The sequence below is a fragment of the Haloferax elongans ATCC BAA-1513 genome, from assembly GCF_000336755.1.
Taxonomy (GTDB): Archaea; Halobacteriota; Halobacteria; order Halobacteriales; family Haloferacaceae; genus Haloferax; species Haloferax elongans.
In genome coordinates this window covers 70,606-94,980 of record NZ_AOLK01000021.1, presented here as the reverse complement: position 1 = coordinate 94,980, position 24,375 = coordinate 70,606, and the positions used below count along the sequence as shown (strand labels likewise).

The window sequence follows — 24,375 nt, the reverse complement described above, 5'->3', positions numbered from 1 at the left end:
GCGCCGCGCGTGCGAAAGACCGGAACCCTAAACAGTCCCGGCGTCGGGGATTTGGCTATGGCAACGGTAGCAGAGCGAACCGGTCTCGACCCCGAGCGCCTCTGGGGCGTCGGTGTCGTGGCCATCCTCGTCGCACTCGTCGGCGGGTCGCTCGCGTTCCCTCGCGTCGTCTACGACGGCTTCATTTGGCACTACTTCTGGGGCCCAGTACAGGCAGACGCGAACTCGGCAGTATGTGCCACCCGCGCTGAGGGCATCACACAGTACCTCGATAGCGCATCGGCCTGTGCGGCCGCCGTCGAACCCGTCGCATACCCCGGCTACACGCTCGTCTCGGAAGTCGGCTACATGGTGACGCTCATCATCGCACTCACGGGTGTCGTCTTCCTCCTTCGCCGCCTCGACATCGGCGACGACCCGCGGTTTTTCTTCTCGCTCGTCCCGTTCATGTTCTTCGGCGGCGCGTTCCGCGTCATCGAGGACGCGAACGACACCCCCGGCGTGGCCGACGCCCTCATCACCTACCCCGTGAACACGCTCATCATCAGCCCGGTCATCTACGTGACCGTCTTCGCAATCACGCTCGTCGCGGTCGTCGGCAGCGTCACCGCCGAACGCTCGGGCCTCATCGACGACTACGTGAAACCCCTGTTCGGTGCGGGTGTCGCAGTTCTCGCGGTCAGTCTCGCGTACCTCCTGTGGGCCGGCCTGACCGGTTCGCAGGGTGCGACGTTCTACCCGCAGGTTCTGGTCGTCATCCTCCTCGGGTCGACCGTCGCCGCCGCCGCAGCGTGGTGGCTTATCGAGCGCTTCGCACCCGACGTGAACAAGGGGACCGGAAAAATCGGGCTCATGGTCCTCTGGGGCCACGCTGTCGACGGCGTCGCCAACGTGGTCGGCCTCAACTGGATGACCGCAATCGGCGCTGGCAACAACCTCATCCCCAAACACCCGGTCAATCAAGCGGTCGTCGATATCACCGCCTCGACGCTTCCCGATTCAGTTCTCGCCATCACCGGTGACGCGTGGCCGTTCCTGCTCGTCAAACTCGTCGCCGCCACGGCAGTCATCTGGGTGTTCGACGAACAGATATTCGAGGAGAGTCCGCGCTACGCAATCTTGTTGCTCATCGCCGTCCTCGCGGTCGGCCTCGGGCCCGGAACGCGTGACATGCTCCGTGCGACGTTCGGCGTCTAAACGGTAGCCGACTCTTTTCTCGACCACACGCACCATCTCGGCTTTCGCTTTCTGCCCCGGAGATTCATATACGAATCCGCAGCCAGACCGACCACGATGTGACTGTTACCGCGCGGCGGCCAGCGGGTGTCCGGCACACCGCCGCGCGAGGAGTCGTGTGCTGGCTGTCAGCCCATTTTCAGTGAGCGACTGTTTTCTACGGGAACGGGTGGAACTCGCGGTCCAACTGTGGTTCGAAGCCGAGGTCGCGCGGGACGGACTCGGCACGCTCGGCGAAGTAGGGCTCGCCGATGAACAGCGGTTGCGCTTCCGGTACCAGCACCCGCACGGCTTCGAATCCTAACTGCTCCACGTCTCGCGGCGTGATGCGTGCCGCGTAGGCGTCGAGACCGGCGTCGGTCACGCGTTCGACCACTGCGTCGAGTTCGTCTTCCCCTGTTGGAACCGCATCTGGACCCACCGACGACGCGGGAATCGTCGCGTCCGGCGAGACGAAGTCCTGTGCAGGCTCTGGGAAGTCGGCGTACGTTCCAATTGCGCCACCCTGCTTTGCCGCCTGCTCGGGGCCCATCCCACGGAGTTCGGTCCAGTTCTGAATCGCCTCGGCGAGTGCGGACCGCGCGGCGTCATTCGGGTCGAGACTTGCGCCCGACCCCATGGCGAACTTCGGCCACTCGTCGTCGCGGTGGACTGCGACAGCGACGACAGGCACGTCGATGTCCTGTGTCACGAGCAGTGCAGTCACGTCCAAGTCCTCGGAACGGGCCCGTGCAGAGAGCGTCTCGAACGCCTCGTCGTCGACGTCGAGTCCGAGTGGCTCGAACGTCGAGTACCACGCGAGCATCGTCGCGTCGCGCTCGATAGTCTCGTAGAGTCCAGAGAGCAGTGCCTCCGTCCCGGAGTTTCCGAGTCCGAGCCCCGTCGTAATCGACGGCTTGTGACGCTCTGTCGGCGGCGGGTAGTGGACAAACTCTGCGGGGAGCGAAACGCGGTCACCCGTTTCGAGGTGCTCGCCCGCAACCCACTGAATCGACTCGCCTGGGTCGGGGTCGCGATAGGAGTCGGGACGAACGAAGCGACTCGGCGCGACGGCACCCGGTTGCGACGAAGCGGGTGCGACCGTGAACTCGCTCGCGCGATAGACGCCCGCAGCGTAGCGTTCGAGCGCCTCGCCCAGCGCCTTCATGTACGCTTCGTCCCACCCGGCGGCAGCGCCGCCAGCGAACTCCGCCGCACGGGTGTCGCTATAGGTCGTCGTGTCGGCGGTCTGCGCGACGTAGTACGGAATTGGGAACGACTCTCGCTCGCCGACCTGCGTGACGATGCCGAGTCTGTCGTCGACGGCCAACTCCGCCCGCGAGAGCGCGTCGTCCAGCTCGACCGCCCGGAAGTCGCGTCTGAGAGCCCGGTCCCGGTCGGTCGGAGACGGAGTGGGCAAGAACGAGCGCTCGCGCCCGGGCACTTCGACCACGGTGCCCGCGATGTCATCGCCCGAGAGAAGCGACACACCGCGGCGACCGGCGATAGCACCGGCGAGGCGAACCGCTGCTCTACCGCCCGATGGGCGGCCGCTCGACTCAGTGGTCGATGCGACGCGAGCACGAAGGTCGTCGAAGCCGCCACTGGCGGGGTCGAATGCCGACACCGCAGCGTCGAGTTCGGGGACTGCGTGCCCACCGACGCCACCGACTTCGACTGCCAACCACCGTTCTGCGGTCGCGTCTGCCGCAGCAAACGCGTCGTGGCCAGTCGGTGCGACGACGAACCCGAGGTCGAAGTCGTCGAGCGCATCTGCGTCTGTCTCGGTGACCGAGGCGTCGATGTCGGCACACGCGGCGCGAATCGACTCGGCGGCGGGACCGCTCCCGACGAGTCCGATGTTCATGCCCGCGACGAGGGACGGCGAGGAGAAAAAGCGGCGGGTCTCGACAGCCGGTTAGGCTTCGAGCAGTTCCTGTGCGATGCCCGCGAGTTCGTCGTTTTCCGCGTCGGCGAGTCGGTCGTCGCCGAGTTTCAGGCGCAGGCGCGGACGACCCACGTCGATGGGGACTTTCTCGGTGTCGATGAGACCGGTGTCTTCGAGTTTGGTCTTCGTGCGAGAGAACGTCGCCTTGCTCGCGATACCGACGTCTTCGCCCCACTTCGAGATGTCGTAGAGCAGGACGTTGTTGCGGGCGGCGACGAGAAGCGAGATGGTCACTTCGTCGAGGCCGTCGCCGTCGCCACGGGCCGACGACAGCGAACCGAGCACAGCGTCGAAGTCCGTCAACGTCTCTTCGTTGATGTCTTCGGCGAGGGTTTCGCGGACACGCGAGAGCGCCGGCGTCCGAAGCTTGAATTCCGGGGCATCCTCCCAGCGTTCCTGGTGTGCTTCGAACGCCGTCTCGACGAACGACTCGTCGTCGGTGACGAGTCCGGCGACTTTGCCGCCCGCGCCGACGAGCGCGACGACCGAGTTCGGCGTGACGAACAGTGTGTTTTCGACGTCGTCCTGTGCGGTCCGAAGCGAGAGCGTCTCCGCGACGATGAGGTCGGCAGCGTTCGACGCGACGATGAAGTCGTCCATGACGTCTTTCAGGACGGGTTCGTCTGCGACGAGTCGAATCGTCGGGTGGTCGCCGTCTTCGAGACTCGTCGCCACAGTGACGAGCCCTTCGATAACCTCGGCGGTTGGGTTTACCACGAGGACCTCGTCTGCCGTCGAAGAGAGGACAGAGGATATGATATCCTCTACCCCCTCTGCGAGCAGATTAGAACGAATAGCCATATACTCAATATCGCGGGTAATATATTTAATATTAACGTAACCGTACTATCGGAACGTCTCAGTTATCGCATTGTAACAACTATCTCTTGGGAGAATTGAGCAAACCGATTCAGAAATTTTACGTCTAGTTAAGAGGGCGAAAACCACTGTCCGAGAAGGTGAACGCAGCGGAACAGACCACAGAGAAAAGGAGGTCGAACAGCGGGAAATCGTCCCGTCTCGAACGCCGTCCCGGACCGAAAGGTAAGCAGGGCAGTTCGGCTTGTTCGTGCATGTGTGACACGGTTTGGACGCCTAATTTGTGCACATACTTGTAATACGACACCGGAAAGCGTGGCCAAAGAGGACACATTTATGCGCTGATTGTGATTGATACTACAACATGGACTACAGCCACGTCCGCGACGTCGACCCCGCAGTGGCAGATGCCCTCGAAGGCGAGGTCGAACGCCAACGCGACACGCTCGCGATGATTGCGTCCGAGAACCACGTCAGCAAAGCGGTCCTCGAAGCGCAGGGGAGTGCCCTGACGAACAAGTACGCAGAAGGCTATCCCGGCAAGCGCTACTACGCTGGCTGTGAGTACGCCGACGAGGTCGAGAACCTCGCTATCGAGCGCGCCACAGAACTCTGGGGCGCAGAACACGTCAACGTCCAGCCGCACTCCGGCACGCAGGCGAACATGGGCGTCTACCTCGCCATGCTCGAACCGGGCGACAAGATTCTCTCGCTCGACTTGACCCACGGCGGCCACCTGAGCCACGGTCACCCCGCGAACTTCACGGGCAAGCTCTACGACGTCGAGCAGTACGAAGTCGACGCCGAGACGGGCTACATCGACTACGACCAGTTGGCTGAAAAGGCCGAGGAGTTCGAACCGGACATCATCGTCTCCGGCTACTCCGCGTACCCGCGCGCCGTCGAGTGGGAGACGATTCAGGACGTCGCCGACTCCGTCGACGCGCTGCACCTCGCCGACATCGCCCACATCACGGGCCTCGTCGCCGCAGGCGTCCACCCGTCGCCGGTCGGCATCGCCGACTTCGTCACCGGTTCGACGCACAAGACCATCCGCGCCGGTCGCGGTGGCATCATCATGTGCAAAGACGAATACGCCTCCGACATCGACTCCGCCGTCTTCCCCGGCGGGCAGGGCGGCCCCCTCATGCACAACATCGCCGGCAAAGCGGTCGGCTTCGAAGAGGCGCTCCAGCCCGAATTCGAGGAGTACGCCCAACAGGTCGTCGACAACGCGAAAGTCCTCGCTGAGACGTTCCAGGACCACGGTCTCACCGTCGTCTCCGGCGGCACCGACACGCACCTCGTCCTCGTCGACCTGCGCGACTCCCACCCGGACCTCACCGGTGGCGACGCAGAAGACGCCCTTGAATCGACGGGTATCGTCCTCAACGCGAACACCGTCCCCGGCGAGACGCGCTCGGCGTTCAACCCGAGTGGCATCCGCGCGGGCACGCCCGGTCTCACGACTCGCGGCTTCGGCGAAGAAGAGACCCGCGAAGTCGGCGAACTCATCGTGAAAGTCGTCAACAACCACGACGACGAGGACGTGCTCGCCGAGGTCTCCGAGCGCGTGCAGGAACTCTGCGACGACCACCCGCTGTACGAGTAAGCGCTAGTCCCCATTCTCGATTCTTTTTCACACCCTGACGAGTCGTGCGTCCGCCTCGACGTACCGACCCGTCTTTTTGATACGTCGGTGCGTACGTTCAGTACCCAATGCGCAGGCGCAGACTCCTCAGCGCGCTCGCTGGTTCCCTCGCCGCGCTGGCTGGGTGTGTGTCACCAAGTGAGGGTGGAGACGGGACCATGACCGACGAGACCACGACAGCAGTCACAGACGGCGGGCGCACAGACACCGGTGGAGGACAAGCAGACACCGACGCTGACGACCTCGACCTCCGCGAGGCCAACGTGATGGGCGTCGAATTCGAGCGGGTGGGCGGCGACTATCGCTTCTCGGTGACACTCTTGCACGACGATGATGGAGAGAGTGGCTACGCGAACTGGTGGGTTGTCGAATCGCTCGACGGAACTGAACTCGGGAAGCGCGAACTCCTGCACGCCCACGGAACGAAAGAGTTCACGCGCTCTGAGACCATCTCGATTCCCGAGGGAACGACGTGCGTCGTCGTCCGCGGGCACGACCAGGCCCACGGCTACGGCGGGCAAGCGATGCTCGTGAACCTCGAAACGGGCGCGGTCCGCGCGGAGCGACAGGGTTCGGAGCCGAGTTCGTTCGAGGGTGCTGAGTGCTGAACCGAGGGAAATCCTCCGCTGAATAACACTATTACTCGCCGGAGCGTATCCTCGGCACACAATGGCACCGATTCGCCGTCTCGTCCTCGACGTGTTGAAACCGCACTCGCCATCGACGGTTGAGTTCGCCCGCCAAGTCTCGTCCGCCTCGGGCGTCGTCGGGGTGAACGCGTCACTTCTGGAAACCGACCGCGAGGTGCAGAACATCAGGCTCGTCGTCGAGGGCGAGGCTATCGACGACGAGGAAGTCGAACGACGAATCGAAAGTCTCGGTGGGACGGTCCACTCCATCGACGAAGTCGTCGCTGGCGAAGAGATGGTCGAACCGCGCGACCAACCGCAGGACTGGTTGCCGCCGTGACGCCACGCCGACTCGTCGTCTTGCTTCGGCAAGAGCGCGTCAAGGCAATCTCCCGACGGTATCTCGTCTCGAACGGCTTCGACGGTGCCCTGACGTGCATCGGTCTCGTCATCGGTGCGTTCCTCACCGGCGTCTCAGACGGAACGACAGTCGTCAAAATCGGTCTCGGTGCCGCCGTCGGTCTCACGACTTCGGGCGTCTGGAGCGTCTGGGAGATAGAGCGAGCAGAGAAGCTAGCCGAACTCGGACGCATCGAAGACGCGATGTTGACCGACCTCAGCGGGACGGCGGTCGAAGCAGACAAGACGGCCGCGAGAGCTATCAACGCCACCGCGAGCGGTCTGGGGCCTCTCGTCAGTATCCTCGTCCCACTGCTCCCGTTTCTCGCCGTCGGGTCGGTGTTTACGATGCTGACTGCAACAGTGGCGTCCGTGGCGCTCGGTACGGCGATTCTCTTCACCTTCGGGGCGTACATGGGGTCGATTTCCGACCAGCGATGGTACGTCGCCGGTCTCCGAATGGGGTTGGCCGGGGTCGCCGTGGCTGCCGTGAACCTGTTGTTCGGCGGGTGAGAACTGGCCAAGATACTCACACTCGTGTATATTTACTCCATTTTGAAACGCAGAATACGCACGATTCCGAATCTTTGAAATGCGCGGGGCACGGTGTCTGCATCAATGACGACCATCATCGACGGCAACGAGGTCGCCGAGGAGATTCGGTCCGACCTGACCGACGCCATCGACACTCTCGCGGACGCCGGTGTAACGCCGGGTCTCGCCACGGTGCTGATGAGCGAGGACCCCGCGAGCGAGACGTACGTCGCGATGAAACAGCGCGACTGCGAGGAAGTCGGCATCGAGGCGTTCGACTACGAACTCGACCCCGAGACGCCCGCCGACGAACTCTACTCGCTCGTCGACGACCTGAACGCGGACGACGACGTTCACGGCATCCTCGTCCAGATGCCCGTGCCGGACCACGTCGACGACCGGACTGTTCTCCGCCGCATCGACCCCGCGAAGGACGTCGACGGCTTCCACCCCGAGAACGTCGGCCGACTCGTCGCAGGTGACGCCCGCTTCAAGCCCTGTACGCCCCACGGCGTCCAGAAGCTCCTCGACGCTGTGGACGTGGAGACGGAGGGTGCCGACGTGGTCGTCGTCGGTCGCTCCGACATCGTCGGCAAGCCGATGGCGAACCTGCTCATCCAGAAGGCCAAGGGCGGAAACGCCACGGTCACAGTCTGTCACTCTCGCACGACGGACCTCGCCGAGAAGACCCGCGAGGCCGACATCGTCGTCGCCGCCACGGGCGTCCCCGAACTCGTCACTGGCGACATGCTCTCTGATGGCGTCGTCGTCATCGACGTGGGCGTCAACCGCGTCGATGCGGACAACGAGAAGGGCTACGAACTCGTCGGCGACGTCGACTTCGACTCCGCGAAAGAGAAGGCGAGCGCCATCACGCCCGTTCCCGGCGGCGTCGGTCCGATGACGCGCGCGATGCTCCTGTGGAACACGGTGAAAGCGGCCGCCGAATCCGCCGACGTCGACGTCGACCTTCCCTGAACACGCGAGAGTCAGAGACGTGTCCACCGAAATCGAAGGTGAGTGGACGAGAGACGAAGACGGCGTCATCAGGCGACAGAATCGCCACGACCTCGACGCCGAGGGCTTCGAGAGCGCCCGCGAACGAATCGACGACGGGCTCGAATGGGGCGTCGGCGCGCTCTGTGAGCAACGTGGGTCGGTGCTTCTCGTTCGGCAGGACGGCCAGTGGCTACTCCCCGGTGGCGGTGTCGAGTCCGGCGAGACCAGACGGGAGGCGCTCGTCCGCGAACTGGCCGAAGAGACTGGTCTCGATGCGGACGTGGGGTCGCTTCGAGTGGTGACAGAACAGCGACTTTGCTACGACGGCGACGCGGTGAGCTTCCGGTTCGCAATCTACGACGCGACCGTCAGCGGAACCCTCACCGACGACCCGGGGCTCGAAGACGAGTCGATAACCGACGTGTCGTGGTTCGAGACGCTTCCCGAGGACACACTCGACCGCGGGCTGCTTTCGTTTCTCCGAGACAGCTGATGCTGGACACTGGGACGGCTAGTTCTGAGCACCGGTACGTCTGATTCTGGACACCGAAGACGGGTGGTTCCGGGCTGCGTTTCTCGCGTGCTCACTCGTGTGTCGAGACGAGCAGTCGCCCGTCCTCGCGCCGGACACAGAGCCTCGTCCCCGGGTCGGGGTCGAAGCTGTGTGCTGGCTTTTCGGAGATGAGCAACCGCGAGAAAGGGTCTCCACACGCGGGGCAGGCGACCGCTTCCCGGTTCTCGACGAGCATCGTGTCTCCGGTGTCGCGGAGCATCTTCACGCGGTGCCGAACCTCGTGGATGTCGAATCCGGCAGTCATCGTCGGGAGAGGGTCGGCCGGTGGCAAAAACGTTCGGTGAACAGGTGTGTAGGGAGTTGCGCACTCCGGCTGTCAGAGTAGCGATGCGAGTCGGTCGCGGGCCGAGGCCAGCGCGTCAAGGTCGTCGTCGACGATGCTCGTGTAGATGTCGCGCGTCGCGAGCACCAGTGTCTCAGACTCGTCGAGTGGCATCGCACCGTCGAGTGCCTCCGCTCGCTTGACGTAGTTCGAGAGCGTGCCGAGCGTCGTTCGAACCTCAGTGTTCGGGTGGTCGTCCAGCCACACCGAGAGGTCGCGGCGGTAGTCGTCTACGGCGTCGGCGTACGCGAGTCCCCGGGCGTCGGCCAGCGAGTCAGGAACCTCACCGGGAGCCGGGCGGTCGCCCGTGTCGGCTCCGCGGAGTAAGTCGAGCACGTACAACTGTTCGTCGTCGGTCGGTCGGTTTGACCGCGCGACAACGTCGACAGCGTGGAGGAGTTCGTACGCGACGAGCGTTTCGTCGTCTAACGGACGCAGTTCTCCACCGTGAATGAAGCCAACTTGGCGAATGTAGTCTCGAAGGTCGGCTTTCAACTCCGGCGCAGCGTCGCGAATCGTGGTGTCGCTGACCGCGGTTCGGTGCGGAGACAAATCGAGTGTCTCGGGCGACGACGTGTGACGCTTTCTGTCGCCGACACCGACGCTTTTCATGCCCCCGCAGGACGGACACGACACGCTCCCGGTCTCGAAGTACGACCACTGCCGGCCGCAGGATTTGCATTCTCGCTCTCCACGAATCTCCATGCGTCCAAGTTCGTCCCGGGACCGCAAAAACACGGCGACACTCAGGCGAGGAGTGCGAGAGTCGAAAGACAGAGACCGACGGCAGCAATCGCGAGACCGCTACATCGCCAGAGAAAGAGTCCATGCTGGTCGAGAGGCTCGGGTCCACGTGCGAAGTCCCGGAAGTCACACAGTGGTGTCGGGTCGTATGCGATGAGAAGGCCGCCCGTCCCGAGGAGGCTTCCGAGGAGGATGGCGGGGAGGAGGAACATACGGCTGACAATTGAACTGACAATCTATAATGATTACTATTTCTACACCTATGCGAACATGTCACTCGGAGGAGCGAGCAAAACCGGCGGACAGCGGCAACGACAGTTGTGTGAAAAAAGAGGGAAACTGACATACACGTGGCGTCCCAGGAAGGGAGTATGCGAAGTGAATCGGAGGTCCGAGAGCAGTACGAGTTCCTGAAAGAAGAACTCGAATCCGAAGAGATGCGACACGAGGGAGTTCGGAAGCTTATGTCTCACTACAAACGGGCCCTCGGATGGGTCCTCGAAGAAGAACACATGTAAATTACTGACAATTTGTGATTCGGCAGAATAGATACCACGAGCGAATATGTTTCGTCGCGTTGTCATTGACTGGCATGCGTCGTTATGTTTAAGTAAAACGGAACAGTACCCGAAAGTGACGCTTCGCTTTGGAGGGCCGAAGCGTCAGCGGGGACCAATTCAGGGCGGCGCGCCGTGCCGGTTTTCGGCACGGCGTGCTTTCCTTCTCGACGAAATCAGTCTGTTCTGAGCTACTGGTATTGTAGTAGGTACACACGACACAACGACTCACAGGGACGTTCGTCGCGCCCACGGGCCGACAGAGCAGTCGCTCGAAGTCGGGATTCACGAGTCTGTCTGAGTCGTGGCTCGTACTCGGCTCTGTGAGTGCCGACAGTGACCAGAACCCCTCCCAGACAGTGACTGGAATCGACCCTGTTCTCTCACTCGCGGGCGCCAGCAATTGAAGGACTATGCTTGCGAATCTCAAAGTCATCCGAACGTGAACATATCCGACTGACGAGAAGACGATAGATGCGAACTAGTAAATCCAATAACACTAGCGGAACAGTTTTATTCCGGTGAATCTGGCCGCATATCCCGCCAATTCCGAGTCAATGCCGACATGCTTATTTGAATCAGACAGTAACATACATCTCGAATTTACCGATGTACGACCTGACAGGATTCCAGCGAGACCTGCTGTATGTCATCGCGGGTCTCGAAGAGCCCCACGGCCTCGCCATAAAAGAAGAACTCGAAGCATACTACGAGAAGGAGATTCACCACGGTCGCCTGTACCCGAACCTCGACACGCTCGTCGAGAAGGGTCTCGTAGACAAAGGACAGATCGACCGCCGAACGAACTACTACACACTCACCCGTCGCGGTCGTCGCGAGATACAGGCCCGCAGCGAGTGGGAAGCCGACTACATCCCGGAAGACTTCGAAGCCTGAGGCCGTCAGCCGTCGAGACTCGTGTCTGACGGGGACCGAGAGTCCCGACTCGGTCGCCCGTCGTCGTCGCGACGCGAGTCTGCGACGTCTGCAGGTGTCTCATCGGCGTTTTCACGTTCTGTCTCTGCCACATCGTCCGAGTCATCGCTAGCAGCGTCATCGCCGGCAGTTGGTTCGACTGTGTGCGACTCAATGAGGTACGCGGGGTCAACCATGTACGGTCGAATCGGCTTGCCAGCGAGCAGTTCAGGCAGCACGAGACGGCTAAAGTTCACGAGCAACACGAGTATCATCGGCATGAGGAAGATGCCGTACCACCCGAACAGCAATGGGCCGAACGTGTACGCAATCATGACTGCCCCGACGTGAAGACTCCGCCCCGAGACGTACGGTCTGAGAACGAGGTCTGGAATCGTATCCACGATGACGAACGAGACGGCCGCAAAGAGGACGACGAACCAGAGCCCCGGTGGGTTGACGAGTGCGGACTGCAGTCCCATATACCCCGCAACAGGAATGTAGACGAGTTTCATCCCGACGACGGGAATGAGACTGGCAACGCCCGCGAGCAATCCCACGAGTGCTGGTGCGGGGATGTTGACGCCTGCCGGTGCGGCGACGTTCAGCAACGAGTAGGCGATGACACCGATGGTTCCGGTGAGCACCGCGTTGAGGATGTTGCCGAAGAAGATATTGTTGAAGTCGCGGTCGACCGCGCGCACGTACGCTTCGAGAATACCGCTGTCGTCACCGAACATCGACCGTCCCCAGCGACTGAGTTTGTGGTCGTCGCGGAGGAGGTAGAACGCGAGTGCAATCATGACGAAGAGGTGAATCGCGCCGACGCCGAGGAACGCGAACGTGTTGGCGGCGACACTGAGCGAGTCAAAGACCGAGAGGGCCGCCTCGGGCGTGAGAAGCGACTCGAATTCGTACTCCAAAAGCGCCTGCGGACTGGCGATGCTTTCGAGCAGTTTCGGGTCGATACCGTACGCCGCGGGGTCGAATCCGATGTCGTCGGCCGCAACCTGGTCGGCGAACTTCAAGAACTCACGAAGCGCAATCGTCGCCGCGTAGACGACGAGCCCCAATGCAGGGAGTGCGAGTGCGAACAGTGCGACTGCCGCCGCGAGACTCGGTGGCCCGACACGGCGACGAATCCGACGGTAGATGGGACGCGTCGCGTAGTAGATGAAGAGTCCAAAGACGAACGTCCCCACGAACGAGTAGGTGACGTAGGTGAGCGCGCCGGCGAGGAGAAGGGCAAGGACCCACCACATCATGCGGGAACGTTCGATGTCACGGAGAGCCATACCCAATCACGAACACGGAACGGCCAAAAGCCTATCGTGCGCCCGACACGTAGTTTTTTAGCCAAGTCTTCTCGGTCGTATGCTCCGAGAGACCCCATGTTGAAACCAACCGACAGCGACGACCTCCCGCTGATTTTGCCCTATTGATAACGAATATCTTAACACATGGGTGTTCGTACCGAGGCGCATGGATCGAGAGACGGTGGAACCACACGTCGAGTCGATGCCGGGCAAACGCGCCCGAGAGTGGGCCGACTACCACCAATCGAATGCTGCACCGAGTACGTACGTCTACGACTTCGTCTGGGACATCACTTCGGAGGCCGAAGGGCCGTTTTGTACCGACGTCGATGGGAACGTCCTCCTCGATTTCACTAGTCACGTTGCCGCCGCACCCCTCGGGTACAACAACCCGAAGATTATGGACCGCATGGAGGAGTTCGACCTCGTCGACCCCATCAAAATCGCGGGCCAGGACTTCTACGTCAGCGACGGGTCCGACCCCGGTGAGGAAGACATCCCCGGTCCCTCCGCACTGATGGACAAACTGACGGACATCACGAGCCACTACGGGATGGATACGGTCTTCCTCTCGAACTCCGGCGCGGAGGCCGTCGAGAACGCCATCAAGATTTGCTACGACAACTCCGGCGGTCAGAAGTACGGCATCACCTTCGACGGTGCCTTCCACGGCCGGACGCTCGGCGCGCTCTCGCTCAACCGCTCGAAGTCCGTCTACCGCCGCGATTACCCCGAGATTTCGGGTGTCTTCGACGTGCCGTTCTGCTCCGACCAGTCGTGCGGCGACGGGACGTGTACGTGTGGCTTCTTCCCCGACCCCGAATCGACGATGTCGGCGCTTCGGAAGAAGCTCCACCCCAAGAAAGGCAACGTCGATGCCGACGAAGTCTCTTACATCATCGTCGAGCCGATTCAGGGCGAAGGCGGCTACCGCTTCCCCTCCGACAGATTCGCCGACGAACTCGCCGCCGTCGTCGACGACTACGACCTGACACTCATCGCCGACGAGATTCAGACCGGTGTGGGCCGCACCGGCGAGATGTGGGGGTCGGACCACTACCCGATGGAACCCGACGTCATCACCGGCGCGAAGGGTCTCCGCGTGGGTGCGACCATCTCGAACTCGGATGTCTTCCCGTCGGAGAAGAGTCGCCTCTCGTCGACGTGGGGTGCGGGTGACATCCTCTCGTCGATGCAGGGCGTGTTCACCCTCGAAGCAATCGAGGACTACAACCTGCTGGACAACGCCGTCGTCCGCGGCCGCCAGTTCAAAGAGACGATTCGAGACGATGCCCCCGAAACCGTCACCGACGTGCGCGGCAAGGGCCTCCTCCTCGCCGTCGAATTCGACACCAAAGAGCGCCGCGACGACGTGCAGGAAGCCGCCCTCAAGCGCGGACTCCTGACGCTCGCCTGTGGCTACGACGTGCTCCGCATCCTCCCGCCGCTCGACGTGACCGAGCGCGAAATCGACATCGGCGCGAACATGCTCCTCGACGCTATCGAGGACGTGTCGTAAGCCGACGGCCGGTTCTTCTCTGCTTTTTCAGCCCTGTTCGAGTGGCTCGACCACGTCGCCGAGATTGCGGAGCATCCCTTCGGCGACGAGAAAGGTCGTTGCGGACCGAAGTCGGTCTCGCCACGTTGGAGAGTCGTCGAGTCGGCTGTCACCGGTGTGGATTCGACTCGCCGCCTCGCTGGCAACGACGCCCGCGACGTTCGAATCGTACTCGTTCCGACTCTTTCGAAACTGGCTCACTGCCCGGCGTTTTGTGCGGAACGTTCGGCCGGAGTCGTAGCCGGTGTCGCCCGGGTCTACGTCGAGTTCCGAGAGCGCGAACTCGTGTGCACGCCGGGCGAGCAATCCCTGTCCGACCCTTACCGCGCGGAATGCGAGCAGGTCCTTCCGGAAGTCGTCGGTGAAAACAGGGAACGTATGAGTGAAACACAGCCTGAACAGTTACCATCTGGCGACCGCGTACGGAGTGTCTTCGCCGTCGCCAAACTCTTCGCGCAGTTGTGCCACCAACTCGCTCTGAATCGGATACTGTTCTATCTCCGCCAGCATGTCTTGAAGGGCAGCGTGGAGTCGGTCACGGACAGAGCGGGTGTCGTCGCCGAGGTTCACCCGGTACTGTGCTCGATACCGTCTGGCGTTCCTGAGGCGTTGCTCCGTCTGCAAGTGCGCCCCCCACGCCACGGCGATGTCGTGGTGGGTGTACTCGCTCATCGGTTCGGACCCCTCGTCACTGTCGTGGCCCTCGTTCCAGTGAGCCGTGAAATAGGCAGAAGAGAGTTGACGTTCGATAGCGGAGAGGTATCCGAGGTCACGGCCCGCGTCGGAGACTCGATACGCTGAGATGGAATCGGCGATGGTTTCCCAGCCCTGCCGAAGTTCGCGGCCGCGTTCGAAGAGCGCGTCTGGGTCCTCCTCACCGAGTGCGAACTTCGCATAACCAATCGCCTCACCGACGTACTTTATCCTGTGCGTAGCCGAAACGAGCCGTTCCCAGTTGTGCTGTTCGTCTGTGACCGATTCGACGACTCGGTCCGATGGGGCGTCGGTGACGAATGCTCGGAGGTCCGGGTCGTCGATTTCGTCGGGGTCGAGGCGGGAGTGTAAGTCCTGCGCCCGTTCGACGGCGACTTCCAGCGCTGCGACCGCCTCGTCTACGTGGCCGTCACTAATGGGCGGCCGCCAGACGTGGTTGGTCTCTGGACCGGGGAAAACAGTCGTGAGGGAGTCGGTGATGGGGTCCGGAAGCCACGTCGGCGCGAACGACCCGAGACCAGCGAGTGCTGCACTGCCACCACCGAGAAGACCGAGGAGACGGCGACGCGAGAGAACAGACCAGTCATCAGAGGAGAGAGAAGACGCATCGCTGGGAGACATGCAAAGGGGTTCAGGAGCATCGATTACTAAGCTGTTGGGAACTTCAAATCGCGCGGTGGATTGGGAGACGACTGCGCAGAATCACGTGAGCGGGTCGACGACCTCGCCGAGATTGCGGAGCATCCCTTCGGCGACGAGTGAGTACACAGACGAGTCGACGCGTTCCCGCCACAGTGGCCCGTCTCCCATTTCGAGGCCGACGTCGCCACCGCGAATAAGGCTCGCCGCCTCGCTTGCGACGACGCCCGCGAAGTTCGAATCGTACTCGTCGGTGGTCGTTCGAAACTGGCGCATCGCCCGGCGTTTCGCACGGAACGACCGGCTGGAATCATAGCCAGTGTCGTCCGGGTCCACGTCGAGTTCGGAGAGCACGAAGTCGTATGCCCGACGTTTGAGGAAGGCGTCGCCGGTGCCCACGGCTCGAAGCGCGAGCAAGTCACGGTCGAGACTGTTTTCGAACACGCGGAAGTCGTTGTCGAAACAGAGCATGTACAACTCCCATCTGGCCACGCCGTAGGGGGAACGGTCGTCGTCGTCGAGTTCCTCTTCGACGGTGGTGCGCATTTCTCCGCGGGTCGGATACTTCTCGATTTCGGCCAGAAAGTCGTCGAGGGCGTTTCGGATACGGCTCCGATGCGACGCGGGTTGGCTTCCGAGGTTCGATTGGTACTGGTCTCGGTAGTGTCGGGCGGTTCGGATGTACTGCTTCGCTTGGAGGTGCGACCCCCAGGTACCTGCGATGTCGTGGGCGTCGTACTCGTCGGCGTCGGCCGTGCCGCCGGTGAAGATTCCACCCTGATGCGACTCCAGCCGGGCGAACATGAGTCGTCGCTCGATTGCGTAGAGGTACGCGAGGTCGCGGCCCGCATCGGAGACGCGGTACTCGGAGATGGAGTTGGCAATGTCGTCTGCTGATTGGCGGAGGTCGCGGCCACGCTGGACGACCGCTTCGGGGTCAGCCTCGTCGAGGACGACCTTCGCGGCACCGATTGACTTGCCCGTGTACTGGATGCCTGTCGTCGCGTGGTGGAGTTTATCCCGGTTGTTACGGTCGCTTTTTGCGGATTGGAGATGCCCACCCGCTGGGTCGGCACGGAGGTAGAATTTGAGGTCCTCGTGGACTGAGTCGATGTCGATACGCGAGCGCAACTCGTTCGCCTGTTTGACTGCCTCCTCCAGTTCGGCCACTGCCTCGTCGGCGTGGTTGTCACTGACGGGCGGCCGCCAGACGTAGTTACTCGATGGGTCCGGGTACAGCGTCGTTAGCGTGTCTGTCACCGGGTCTGGGAGCCACGAGGGAGCGAACCAACTCACTCCAGCGAACGCTGCGCTCCCGCCACCGACGAGGCCGAGGAGCTGTCGGCGCGAAAGGAGTGATGAGGAGCCGTCGGAGGGAGAAGGGTCGTCAGAGGGAGTGGAATCGGAAGGACTGTCGGAAGGAGTGGAGGGAGAGTCGTCGGGGGACATACACCTGATTTCCAAACGAACCGGCCTAAACGTGTTGGACAGTGGTCAACTCCGTACAGAAGATAGTCGCTGTCGCAAGTTGACCGAGTCGTCACGAGCCATCGAAAATGCTCTGGAAGACCTCGTCGAAGGCGCGCATCTGCCCTTCACTGGCGAGATAGTAGGTCGCCGATTCCACGCGATTCCGCCACATCGGGAACGTCCCGTCAGCCATGTCGATTCCGAGTTCACCAGCGTGAATCAGCTCTGCGGCATCCTGAGCCAGAACTCCCGCGAACGGCGAATCGTACGTCTTTCTGACCGAGTTGAACTGACGAACCGCGCGTCGTTTCGCTCGGAACGTTCGACCGGAGTCGTAATTGGTGTCGTCCGGGTCTACGTCGAGTTCGTCGAGTGCAAACTCGTGGGCGCGTCGGCCAAGGAGTGCGTTGGCCGTCTCGACGAGGCGCTGCACGGTGTGTCCGTGGCGATGACCGTCAGGACCGTAGTTGAACTGATAATCACCGTCGAAACATATCGAAAGCAGTTCCCAGCGGGCCGCGCCGTACGGTGTCTGCTGGTCGAGGTCGCGCTCGTCTTCGACTCGTTCGCGCATCTCTACGTGTGACGGCAGCGCCGCTATCGACTGGGTGAGTGTCGTCAGCGACGTTGCAAGTGCGTCGGCGAACGGTTCCGTCTGGTCGCCGAGGTTCTCGCGGTACAGCTCGCGGTAGTATCGAGCGTCGTCGAGGTGCTGTTCAGCTTGCAGATACGAGGCGTACGTATCCGCGATTGCGTCGTTCGTGTAGTCGTTCTCACCGACGAATCGCTCCCAGTGACGCGACTGGAATCGAGCGGACGCGAGGCTCTGCTCGACGAAATAGAGGTACGCGAGGTCCCGCGTCGGGTCCGAGACAGCGTAGTCGCTGAAGGAATCGAGCACGTCTTCGGCGCGCGACTGAATACGCTTGCCACGTTCGACGAGTTCCTCGGGGTCGACTTCGTCGAGGACGGCCTTCGCAGCACCGACGGTTTCGCCCGCAAACATCATGCCGATGGTGGCGTAGGACAGTCGTTCGTGTGTGTTCGACGCCGATTTAGCTGACTCTAACCACCCGCCAGTGGGGTCACCTTGGCGGAGATGCATCTGTAGCCGTCTCGGAATCGAGTCGGGGTCGCCCCGCTCTTTCAGCGTTTGTGCCTGTTCGACAATCTGTTCGAGTCGGGCGACCGCCTTGTCCGCGTGCTCGTCGGACATGTCGGGTCGCCAGACGTGTGCTGGGGGTTCGGGATAGTGAATCACGAACTGGTCGGTGATGGGGTCCGGGAGCCACGTCGGGGCGAACCAACTCATACCAGCGAACACTGCGCTCCCGCCGCCGAGGAGGCCGAGGAATTGTCGGCGTGAATGGACGAGTGGGGTGTCGTCGGGAGAGGAAGAATCGTTGTCAGGTGGCGAATCGCCCGAAGGGGACGAATCGTCGGAAGGGTCGCCAGTGGAGGAGTTCTCAGTGGAGGGGGACGGGATATCGTCCGGGGACATACGACAGCAGTCGAAATCGACCGGCCTAAACGTGTTGTCTTGTCGTTACGTTCGAGGTGATTCCAGCCCTACGTCCAGCGGTCCAGTCCCGTCTGGACGACCGAGTCTTCGATGCGCTCGAATCCCCGCCGAACCTCGTCGGGGTCGACCTCCCACGTCTCGGTGACGTACTCGCGGGCCGCGGCCACGTCGGGGTCGATGTCGATGTCGTAGTCGTATTCGTCTGTGACCGGCGGGTCGAGGAAAAACTCACGGACCCGGTCGGCGTTCGGGATGCTGTCGCCGCGGGCTTCGAGGACAGCCCAGAGGTCACCATGTTTCTTGACTTCCTTTACCGCGGTTTTCGGGCCGACGCCCGAGATTCCCTCGTTGAAGTCGGTGCCGCAAAGCATGGCAATATCGACCAGTTGCTCCCACGTGATGTCGTGTTTATCGAGGGTCGCGTCGAGGTCCATCAACTCGGGGTTGCCCTTGCTCGTGAGTTGGCGGAGCGTGTAGGGCGCACCAAACAGGAGCGTGTCGTAGTCCTCGCTGCCGACGTAGTCGGCGTCGCCCTTGCGGGCCATGTAGGACGCTTGTGCCTCGCCCTCGGCGGGGGCTTCGACCACCGGCACGTCGAGGAGGCGGAGGAGTTCGCGACTCGTCTCCTGAATCGTGTCTGTGAGTCGTTGCGTGCGGGCTTCCATCCGGGCGGCTTCGACCGCATCACCGGCTTCACGAGCCTCTTCGAGACGTGCTTCGGCCTTCTCGCGCTGTTCGCGGCGCTTTGCGACCTCGTCGTCTTTCATCTCCGTGACGCCGCCGTCGAAGACGAACACTGGCGTCAGGTCGTGTTCGAAGAACTTGGGGAGCCCCTGAACGATGCCGACGAGGTTCGCGACTTCCTCGCCCTCGCTCGTGGTGTACTTCTCGGAGTTCGTCCACTTGACCGTCGTCGTGAGATAGCGATACAGCCAGTTGTGGGCGTCCACGGCGACGACGCTCCCGGCAACCTCGTCGAACGACACCTCAGAGAGAGCGGCGAGCGTTCGAAGGTCTGCGTTTCCCATTTGCTCGGCCTTCGGGAGCCGGGGGTTTGAATCGTGCGAGTTTACCGACTCCCGACGGCTGGTGGGGCAGCACCGTCACGTGCCGCGAGAAACGCCGATTCGTCTTCCCCGAGGTCGCGGGCGCGGTAGCGGTCGAGTCCCGACTGATACTGCTCTCGTGAGACCGAGGCAGGTTCTCCGGCGGGGCGCTCCAACACGAGTTCGGCGAGTCCCGTCTCGCGGCCGGTAAACGCGAACCCGGCTTTGTGGCACGCCTCGTACGCGAAGGGGTTGTTCGTCGCGATTCGAACCGTCTCGTACCCGCGTTCCGCTGCCGCCGCGGCGGTCTTCCGAAGCAACTCGGGACCGAGGCCTTCGCCCCGTCTGTCGTGTCTGACGGTGACGTACCGAAACCAAAGCGTCGTCGGGTCGGTCCGGTCTTCGTTGAACGCGACCGCCGCGACGACATCCTCAGCGAGCGGACCGACCGAGTCGGGGCCACCCGAGGGTGCGGGTCGGTCGTCGTCGAGCGGCGGAAGCTCCTCGTCGGGGCCGCGGATGACCGCCTTTCCCGTCTTCGGTGGCGTGAACTTGCCCGCATACGAGAACCGGCGGTAGTCGAGGCGGAGTCGGGGACCGTCCTCGGGCCACCCGAGGATGACGAAGTCCATACCTGTCGAGAGGGCGCGACGCGCAAGAACCTTGCCGACGGCGACCCACGAGCAACCATGCACGGTCCCGGCGACATCCGGTTTTTCGACAGGTTCGCTCCCCTGTACGACCTCGTGATGCCAGCCGCCGACGCAGAACCCCTCGATTTCGCGCTCGACAGAGCGTCTCGCCCGGTCGAGCGCGTCGTCGACATCGGCGGCGGGTCGGGGCGCGCGACACTCGCACTCGACGTGCCGGAACGGGTCGTCTTCGACCTGTCAGAGGAGATGCTCGCTCGGGCACGGAGTCGCGGTCTCGACTGCGTCCGTGGCGATGCTCGCTCGCTCCCCTTCGCCGACGACTCCGTAGACGCGGTGACTGTCGTGGACGCCTTTCACCACATGCCGGACCAGCAAACGGTGGTCGAAGAAGTCTATCGCGTCCTCGCGCCCGGTGGGGTGTTTGCGGTTCGGGAGTTCAATCCCGAGACGATTCGAGGCCGCGGACTCGCGTTCGCAGAGCGAGCTATCGGATTCGGGTCGTCGTTTGTCAGCCCGAACGAACTCGCCGGGCGACTCGACGGCGCGGAGTTCGAAGCTGCCGTGCTCGACACAGGTTTCGAGTACACGGTCGTCGGGAAAAAGCGGGAGAGCCATTAGGGGTGCCACGTATCGTCGCGTATGGCAACCTCGACGTCCTTCCTTGAGGAGCGACTCGATGCCGGGGCGTTACCACTCGCCGTGGGCGACATCCTCGCCATCTTCCTCCTCGTGACCGTCGGCGTGATTCAGCACAACGGTGTGTCGTACCTCTCGACTGACCCAGTCGGCTGGGTGCTCACTTCCGTTCCGTTCATCATCGCGTGGGCACTCATCGCCCCGATTCTGGGTGCGTACTCGCCGGGTGCCGCCGAATCGGCGAAGTCGGCCGTCCCGCTTGCGATTCGCTCGTGGCTTATCGCAGCCGTCCTCGGCGCGGTGATTCGATGGACGCCCCTCTTCGAAGGCGGCGCAGAACCGATTTTCATCGGCGTCATGCTCGTCTTCGGGACGGTCGCCATCAGTCTCTGGCGCACCATCTACTTCCGCATCGTCTGAAAACACTCGTCCGAACAATCGCCTTCTCGGCCCCCCGCTTCACGCGGGTGTGGCCCGCTTCCGCAACAACGTCACACCGAGCAGCGACGCGGCCGCCGCGAACCCAGCGAGGACCAAAAAGAGCGTCGTCGAGTTCGCAACGTCGAGGACGAACCCGGCGATTGCACCACCGAGTGCGCCCACGCCGAACACACCGAGGTAGGTAAACCCGTACGAGAGACCGCGGAGGCCCGCGGGCGTGTATTCGGCGACCGTGGCCTGATAGAACGGCTGAACCATGAACAGGAAGAACCCAAGGAGCGCACAGATTGCGAGCAGTGGGGCGACGCCGAGGCTCGCGACGGGCAGGAAGGCGACGGCGACGACTGCGAGCGCAGCGAACCCGACGACGAGCCCGCGCTCGGTGGGAATACGGTCGGTGAGCTTGCCGCCGACGTACTGGCCGACGACGCCGATAGTGAGAAGTCCGGCGTACACGTACAGTTCCAGTTCGAGTGTGGGTGCGCCGGCGGCCGACCCGGGAACGAGTGCGGTGGGGAGAAGCGCAGAGAGCGGAACCGGGTCGATGTCGAGCACGCTGTCGATGAGGTCCGGGAGGAACGTCGTCACGCCGCGGTAGTACAGCCCGGAGAACATCACCACCGCGAAGACGAGCGCGAACCCGCTCGCGAAGAGGGCTCTCGACTCGGTGAAGAACTCACCGAGCGATGAGACGCCAGTCGAAGACTTGTCGGCCGAGGTTCCAGCTCCGCCGTCAGCAGCCGTGACAGCCGCCTGTTCTTCGAAGTCGGCGCGGGTCGCGAACACGGCCGCGACGAGCGCCGGTATTGCGAGGACGCCCGCGACGAGTTGCCAGTCGAAAAACAGCAACAACAGTGCCGTCAGAAACGGCCCGAAGCCGATTCCGAGGTTGCCGGCGATGCCGTGATAGGCGAATCCAGTGCCGCGTTCTTCGACGCCGGTACTGATGAGTCGGAGACCCGCGGGGTGGTAGACGCTCGCCGCAGCACCCCAGAGGATGAGGGCGAGTGCGACGACGACGAGATTCGGGGCTGCCGCGAGGAGAACAAACGAGGCTGACATTCCGGCGAGACATGCGACGATGAGGCGTTTCGAGCCCACGCGGTCGACGAGGACGCCGCCGGGGAGTGCGCCGAGGCCGAACAGCGCGAAGCCGAGACCGACCATCACGCCGAGCGACGCAGTCGTGACCGGAACGGCTGCAAGACCGAGTTCGACGGTGGTGTACTCGCTGAGCCAGATGGAGACGAAGATGGGAATCGACAGTTCGTAGGTGTGGACCATCCCGTGAGCGAGCATCACCAGTGCGACGATTGCGCGGTCGTTGCGATTCACACGCTCTCGCACGAGTCCGACACGGATAATCATGTGGAGTCGCGGCAGACTGCGCGCAGAGAGTGTGAGCGGGAGGGAGTTCGAGTGACAGACGGTTCGCGCGACGAGGAACTCACGCAACACTGCGACTGGGTGCGTGTGAGAAAGTCATAGAACCATCAATTGGGTGTTCGAGGAGCGTTCACGACCGGGGTATATCAGAATCTGATATTCTCATCAGTAATTCACCCCGACGATGTCTGCCGATTATTTTCTCATAAGTTATGAGAATGTGATGTCGAAGTCACGAATGGAATATCAGTCATCTATGGGAAAGAATTATACCACTTACATCCGTATGTTAGTGTATATTATGACCGGATATTACGACTACATTCTTGGGCTCATCCCACTCGCGCTCGTTGGAATCACCGGCTCCCTCGTCGTGGTTGGCTTACAGCTGACCGCGGCAGTTCCGATGGCCGCTGGTGTCGCAGCGCTGCTGACTGGCCACGCCCTCTTCGTGAATGGTCCGTCCGCGCCCGCCCCAGTCCGACGACACTCCGACCACGCAAGCCACACCGCTCGCGCGAGTCGCGCGGAATCCGGTCCCGCTGTTCTCGACGCAGACTAATTTCACAGGCCGTGCTGACCGACCACCGGGTCGGCCCGCAGGGTTTTGGCCGCAGGCCACGTCTCGCCAAACATGACAGAGACATTGTTCCTCACGAGCGACGACGTGAACGGCCTGGCGACGCCTGCCGAATACGTCGACGCTGTCCGCGAAGGGTATCGACAACGCGGTGAGGGCGCTCCCGCCGAACCGCGAACGAAGCTTCTCAACCGCGACCCGCCGGGGATGTTTACCACCTACGCCGCAGTCCTCCCCGAAACGGGCGCGATGGGGGGTTACATGTACTCTGCCGGCTTCGGCGCGGAAGACGCGTGGTTCATGACGCCGCTTTTCGACGCCGACTCCGGCGAACCGCTCGCCCTCCTCGATGGCGCGAGCATGAACCCGTTCAAGACCGGCGCGGCGGGCGGAGTCGCGGTCGATGCGCTCGCCCGCGATGACGCCACCTCAGTCGCACTCATCGGAAGCGGCGCGCAGGCCCGCGGCCAGTTGCGAGCAGTCGCCGCCGTCCGCGACCTCGATTCTGTGTGGGTGTACTCGCCGACCAAAGAGAGCCGCGAGTCGTTCGCCGGAGAGATGGACCGCCGACTCGACGCCAGCGTCGCCGCCGTCGCCTCCAGCGCCGCCGCGGTCGAGGGCGCGGACATCGTCATCACCGCGACCACCGCGAGCGAATCGGTCTTCGATGGCGACTTGCTCGAACCCGGGACGCACGTCACCGCAATGGGGCAGTACCACCCCGACAAGCGCGAACTCGACGCGACGACCATCGAACGCGCGACGTACGTCCCCGACCTGCGAGAGCGAGCGACGATGGACGCGGGGTCGTTCCTCGCCGCCATGGACGCGGGCGTCGTCGACGAGGACCACATCCACGCCGAACTGGGCGAGGTCGTCTCCGGCCGGGCCACGGGCCGAACCGACGACGACGAGATTACCGTCTTCGACAGCGGCGGCACGGGAATCGAGACGGTCGCTGCCGCGTACCTGCTGTACGAGAAAGCCGCCGAGGACGGACTCGGAACGACAATCGAGTTCTCACCCGCGAGCGAGTCACTCACCGGAGAGTAGCAAACGACGCCTGGAGTGGTGCGGCTGACGAGTAGGGAGGAGCGAACGCTGGGCG

General features: G+C 62.8%; 27 protein-coding genes. 14 read left to right on the top strand and 13 right to left on the bottom strand.

Annotated elements, in window-relative coordinates; all coding sequences use genetic code 11:
* Positions 1-57: 57 nt before the first annotated feature.
* Positions 58-1,197 carry a DUF63 family protein gene (locus tag C453_RS13280; RefSeq protein ID WP_008325149.1) on the top strand — a complete coding sequence of 380 codons (1,140 nt, stop codon included), beginning with the start codon at positions 58-60 and terminating at the stop codon, positions 1,195-1,197.
* A gap of 196 nt (positions 1,198-1,393) precedes the next feature.
* Here C453_RS13280 and C453_RS13275 read toward each other — a convergent pair whose 3' ends face one another.
* Positions 1,394-3,082: a YcaO-like family protein gene (locus C453_RS13275; RefSeq protein ID WP_008325148.1), complete on the bottom strand. Its 1,689-nt coding sequence runs from the start codon at positions 3,080-3,082 to the stop codon at positions 1,394-1,396.
* Between the two features lie 51 nt (positions 3,083-3,133).
* Entirely contained in the window at positions 3,134-3,964 is an 831-nt protein-coding gene (gene tbsP, locus C453_RS13270; RefSeq protein WP_008325147.1) for a transcriptional regulator TbsP, read from the bottom strand.
* Positions 3,965-4,346: 382 nt separating this feature from the next.
* Between tbsP and glyA the strand changes: the two genes are divergently transcribed.
* The 6 genes from glyA (at position 4,347) to C453_RS13240 (ending at position 8,687) form a co-directional block, all read left to right on the top strand.
* Complete coding sequence (gene glyA, locus C453_RS13265; protein WP_008325146.1) at positions 4,347-5,594, top strand: serine hydroxymethyltransferase; 1,248 nt, start codon at positions 4,347-4,349, stop codon at positions 5,592-5,594.
* Between the two features lie 107 nt (positions 5,595-5,701).
* Complete coding sequence (locus C453_RS13260) at positions 5,702-6,241, top strand: hypothetical protein (RefSeq protein ID WP_008325145.1); 540 nt, start codon at positions 5,702-5,704, stop codon at positions 6,239-6,241.
* 61 nt (positions 6,242-6,302) lie between these two features.
* The gene (locus tag C453_RS13255; protein WP_008325143.1) at positions 6,303-6,602 is read left to right on the top strand and encodes a DUF211 domain-containing protein; all 300 of its coding nucleotides are present in this window, start codon (positions 6,303-6,305) and stop codon (positions 6,600-6,602) included.
* Complete coding sequence (locus tag C453_RS13250; RefSeq protein WP_008325139.1) at positions 6,599-7,174, top strand: VIT1/CCC1 transporter family protein; 576 nt, start codon at positions 6,599-6,601, stop codon at positions 7,172-7,174. Before C453_RS13255 ends, C453_RS13250 begins: the two co-directional genes overlap by 4 nt.
* A gap of 105 nt (positions 7,175-7,279) precedes the next feature.
* On the top strand, positions 7,280-8,173 hold the full coding sequence (gene folD, locus C453_RS13245; protein WP_008325138.1) for a bifunctional methylenetetrahydrofolate dehydrogenase/methenyltetrahydrofolate cyclohydrolase FolD: 894 nt from the start codon (positions 7,280-7,282) through the stop codon (positions 8,171-8,173).
* 19 nt (positions 8,174-8,192) lie between these two features.
* Complete coding sequence (locus C453_RS13240) at positions 8,193-8,687, top strand: NUDIX domain-containing protein (RefSeq protein WP_008325136.1); 495 nt, start codon at positions 8,193-8,195, stop codon at positions 8,685-8,687.
* Between the two features lie 91 nt (positions 8,688-8,778).
* Here the strand turns inward: C453_RS13240 and C453_RS13235 are convergent, their stop codons facing one another.
* The 3 genes from C453_RS13235 to C453_RS13225 form a co-directional block, all read right to left on the bottom strand.
* Positions 8,779-9,012, bottom strand: coding sequence for a DUF7385 family protein (locus C453_RS13235; protein ID WP_008325133.1), 234 nt, complete (start codon positions 9,010-9,012; stop codon positions 8,779-8,781).
* Positions 9,013-9,084: 72 nt separating this feature from the next.
* Positions 9,085-9,795 (bottom strand): DUF7117 family protein, encoded by a 711-nt coding sequence (locus C453_RS13230; protein ID WP_193788067.1) that lies wholly within the window; start codon positions 9,793-9,795, stop codon positions 9,085-9,087.
* A 41-nt stretch (positions 9,796-9,836) separates the two neighbouring features.
* Positions 9,837-10,046, bottom strand: a complete 210-nt coding sequence (locus tag C453_RS13225; RefSeq protein WP_008325129.1) for a hypothetical protein — start codon at positions 10,044-10,046, stop codon at positions 9,837-9,839.
* A gap of 159 nt (positions 10,047-10,205) precedes the next feature.
* On the opposite strand from C453_RS13225, the gene C453_RS20450 reads away from it, so the two are divergent.
* Positions 10,206-10,352 carry a hypothetical protein gene (locus C453_RS20450; RefSeq protein ID WP_007543647.1) on the top strand — a complete coding sequence of 49 codons (147 nt, stop codon included), beginning with the start codon at positions 10,206-10,208 and terminating at the stop codon, positions 10,350-10,352.
* A gap of 648 nt (positions 10,353-11,000) precedes the next feature.
* Positions 11,001-11,288: a PadR family transcriptional regulator gene (locus C453_RS13220; protein WP_007543649.1), complete on the top strand. Its 288-nt coding sequence runs from the start codon at positions 11,001-11,003 to the stop codon at positions 11,286-11,288.
* Positions 11,289-11,293: 5 nt separating this feature from the next.
* Here C453_RS13220 and C453_RS13215 read toward each other — a convergent pair whose 3' ends face one another.
* Positions 11,294-12,568 (bottom strand): AI-2E family transporter, encoded by a 1,275-nt coding sequence (locus tag C453_RS13215; RefSeq protein WP_169316553.1) that lies wholly within the window; start codon positions 12,566-12,568, stop codon positions 11,294-11,296.
* A gap of 220 nt (positions 12,569-12,788) precedes the next feature.
* Between C453_RS13215 and C453_RS13210 the strand changes: the two genes are divergently transcribed.
* Entirely contained in the window at positions 12,789-14,141 is a 1,353-nt protein-coding gene (locus C453_RS13210) for a class-III pyridoxal-phosphate-dependent aminotransferase (RefSeq protein ID WP_008325126.1), read from the top strand.
* 27 nt (positions 14,142-14,168) lie between these two features.
* On the opposite strand, the gene C453_RS20700 is transcribed toward C453_RS13210, so the two are convergent.
* The 6 genes from C453_RS20700 to C453_RS13185 form a co-directional block, all read right to left on the bottom strand.
* A complete protein-coding gene (locus C453_RS20700) occupies positions 14,169-14,486 on the bottom strand; it encodes a hypothetical protein (RefSeq protein WP_241430774.1) in 318 nt (105 codons plus the stop codon).
* Positions 14,487-14,582: 96 nt separating this feature from the next.
* Entirely contained in the window at positions 14,583-15,515 is a 933-nt protein-coding gene (locus C453_RS13205) for a hypothetical protein (RefSeq protein ID WP_241430772.1), read from the bottom strand.
* An 81-nt stretch (positions 15,516-15,596) separates the two neighbouring features.
* The gene (locus C453_RS13200; protein ID WP_049907691.1) at positions 15,597-16,982 is read right to left on the bottom strand and encodes a hypothetical protein; all 1,386 of its coding nucleotides are present in this window, start codon (positions 16,980-16,982) and stop codon (positions 15,597-15,599) included.
* Between the two features lie 91 nt (positions 16,983-17,073).
* The gene (locus C453_RS13195) at positions 17,074-18,504 is read right to left on the bottom strand and encodes a hypothetical protein (protein WP_008325124.1); all 1,431 of its coding nucleotides are present in this window, start codon (positions 18,502-18,504) and stop codon (positions 17,074-17,076) included.
* 68 nt (positions 18,505-18,572) lie between these two features.
* Positions 18,573-19,553 carry a flap endonuclease-1 gene (gene fen / locus C453_RS13190; protein ID WP_008325123.1) on the bottom strand — a complete coding sequence of 327 codons (981 nt, stop codon included), beginning with the start codon at positions 19,551-19,553 and terminating at the stop codon, positions 18,573-18,575.
* A gap of 41 nt (positions 19,554-19,594) precedes the next feature.
* The gene (locus tag C453_RS13185; protein ID WP_008325122.1) at positions 19,595-20,203 is read right to left on the bottom strand and encodes a GNAT family N-acetyltransferase; all 609 of its coding nucleotides are present in this window, start codon (positions 20,201-20,203) and stop codon (positions 19,595-19,597) included.
* 57 nt (positions 20,204-20,260) lie between these two features.
* On the opposite strand from C453_RS13185, the gene C453_RS13180 reads away from it, so the two are divergent.
* Together C453_RS13180 and C453_RS13175 are read left to right on the top strand one after the other, a co-directional pair.
* Positions 20,261-20,842: a class I SAM-dependent methyltransferase gene (locus C453_RS13180; protein ID WP_008325120.1), complete on the top strand. Its 582-nt coding sequence runs from the start codon at positions 20,261-20,263 to the stop codon at positions 20,840-20,842.
* Positions 20,843-20,863: 21 nt separating this feature from the next.
* Entirely contained in the window at positions 20,864-21,280 is a 417-nt protein-coding gene (locus C453_RS13175) for a DUF3054 domain-containing protein (RefSeq protein WP_008325119.1), read from the top strand.
* A gap of 39 nt (positions 21,281-21,319) precedes the next feature.
* On the opposite strand, the gene C453_RS13170 is transcribed toward C453_RS13175, so the two are convergent.
* The gene (locus C453_RS13170; RefSeq protein ID WP_394295328.1) at positions 21,320-22,663 is read right to left on the bottom strand and encodes an MFS transporter; all 1,344 of its coding nucleotides are present in this window, start codon (positions 22,661-22,663) and stop codon (positions 21,320-21,322) included.
* Positions 22,664-22,988: 325 nt separating this feature from the next.
* Between C453_RS13170 and C453_RS13165 the strand changes: the two genes are divergently transcribed.
* Positions 22,989-23,249 (top strand): hypothetical protein, encoded by a 261-nt coding sequence (locus C453_RS13165; RefSeq protein ID WP_008325117.1) that lies wholly within the window; start codon positions 22,989-22,991, stop codon positions 23,247-23,249.
* 72 nt (positions 23,250-23,321) lie between these two features.
* Positions 23,322-24,320 carry an ornithine cyclodeaminase family protein gene (locus C453_RS13160; RefSeq protein WP_008325116.1) on the top strand — a complete coding sequence of 333 codons (999 nt, stop codon included), beginning with the start codon at positions 23,322-23,324 and terminating at the stop codon, positions 24,318-24,320.
* The last annotated feature ends 55 nt before the right edge of the window (positions 24,321-24,375 follow it).

Bases quoted from the DNA above. Each gene is read 5' to 3' on its own strand.
- C453_RS13210 (WP_008325126.1), top strand. From the start codon at position 12,789: ATGGATCGAGAGACGGTGGAACCACACGTCGAGTCGATGCCGGGCAAA.
- C453_RS13180 (WP_008325120.1), top strand. From the start codon at position 20,261: ATGCACGGTCCCGGCGACATCCGGTTTTTCGACAGGTTCGCTCCCCTG.
- tbsP (WP_008325147.1), bottom strand. From the start codon at position 3,964: ATGGCTATTCGTTCTAATCTGCTCGCAGAGGGGGTAGAGGATATCATA.
- C453_RS13195 (WP_008325124.1), bottom strand. From the start codon at position 18,504: ATGTCCCCGGACGATATCCCGTCCCCCTCCACTGAGAACTCCTCCACT.
- fen (WP_008325123.1), bottom strand. From the start codon at position 19,553: ATGGGAAACGCAGACCTTCGAACGCTCGCCGCTCTCTCTGAGGTGTCG.
- folD (WP_008325138.1), top strand. From the start codon at position 7,280: ATGACGACCATCATCGACGGCAACGAGGTCGCCGAGGAGATTCGGTCC.
- C453_RS13260 (WP_008325145.1), top strand. From the start codon at position 5,702: ATGCGCAGGCGCAGACTCCTCAGCGCGCTCGCTGGTTCCCTCGCCGCG.
- C453_RS13160 (WP_008325116.1), top strand. From the start codon at position 23,322: ATGACAGAGACATTGTTCCTCACGAGCGACGACGTGAACGGCCTGGCG.
- C453_RS13275 (WP_008325148.1), bottom strand. From the start codon at position 3,082: ATGAACATCGGACTCGTCGGGAGCGGTCCCGCCGCCGAGTCGATTCGC.
- glyA (WP_008325146.1), top strand. From the start codon at position 4,347: ATGGACTACAGCCACGTCCGCGACGTCGACCCCGCAGTGGCAGATGCC.
- C453_RS13215 (WP_169316553.1), bottom strand. From the start codon at position 12,568: ATGTGGTGGGTCCTTGCCCTTCTCCTCGCCGGCGCGCTCACCTACGTC.
- C453_RS13230 (WP_193788067.1), bottom strand. From the start codon at position 9,795: ATGGAGATTCGTGGAGAGCGAGAATGCAAATCCTGCGGCCGGCAGTGG.
- C453_RS13205 (WP_241430772.1), bottom strand. From the start codon at position 15,515: ATGTCTCCCAGCGATGCGTCTTCTCTCTCCTCTGATGACTGGTCTGTT.
- C453_RS13255 (WP_008325143.1), top strand. From the start codon at position 6,303: ATGGCACCGATTCGCCGTCTCGTCCTCGACGTGTTGAAACCGCACTCG.
- C453_RS13280 (WP_008325149.1), top strand. From the start codon at position 58: ATGGCAACGGTAGCAGAGCGAACCGGTCTCGACCCCGAGCGCCTCTGG.
- C453_RS13185 (WP_008325122.1), bottom strand. From the start codon at position 20,203: ATGGACTTCGTCATCCTCGGGTGGCCCGAGGACGGTCCCCGACTCCGC.
- C453_RS13200 (WP_049907691.1), bottom strand. From the start codon at position 16,982: ATGTCCCCCGACGACTCTCCCTCCACTCCTTCCGACAGTCCTTCCGAT.
- C453_RS20450 (WP_007543647.1), top strand. From the start codon at position 10,206: ATGCGAAGTGAATCGGAGGTCCGAGAGCAGTACGAGTTCCTGAAAGAA.
- C453_RS13235 (WP_008325133.1), bottom strand. From the start codon at position 9,012: ATGACTGCCGGATTCGACATCCACGAGGTTCGGCACCGCGTGAAGATG.
- C453_RS13165 (WP_008325117.1), top strand. From the start codon at position 22,989: ATGACCGGATATTACGACTACATTCTTGGGCTCATCCCACTCGCGCTC.
- C453_RS13220 (WP_007543649.1), top strand. From the start codon at position 11,001: ATGTACGACCTGACAGGATTCCAGCGAGACCTGCTGTATGTCATCGCG.
- C453_RS13225 (WP_008325129.1), bottom strand. From the start codon at position 10,046: ATGTTCCTCCTCCCCGCCATCCTCCTCGGAAGCCTCCTCGGGACGGGC.
- C453_RS13175 (WP_008325119.1), top strand. From the start codon at position 20,864: ATGGCAACCTCGACGTCCTTCCTTGAGGAGCGACTCGATGCCGGGGCG.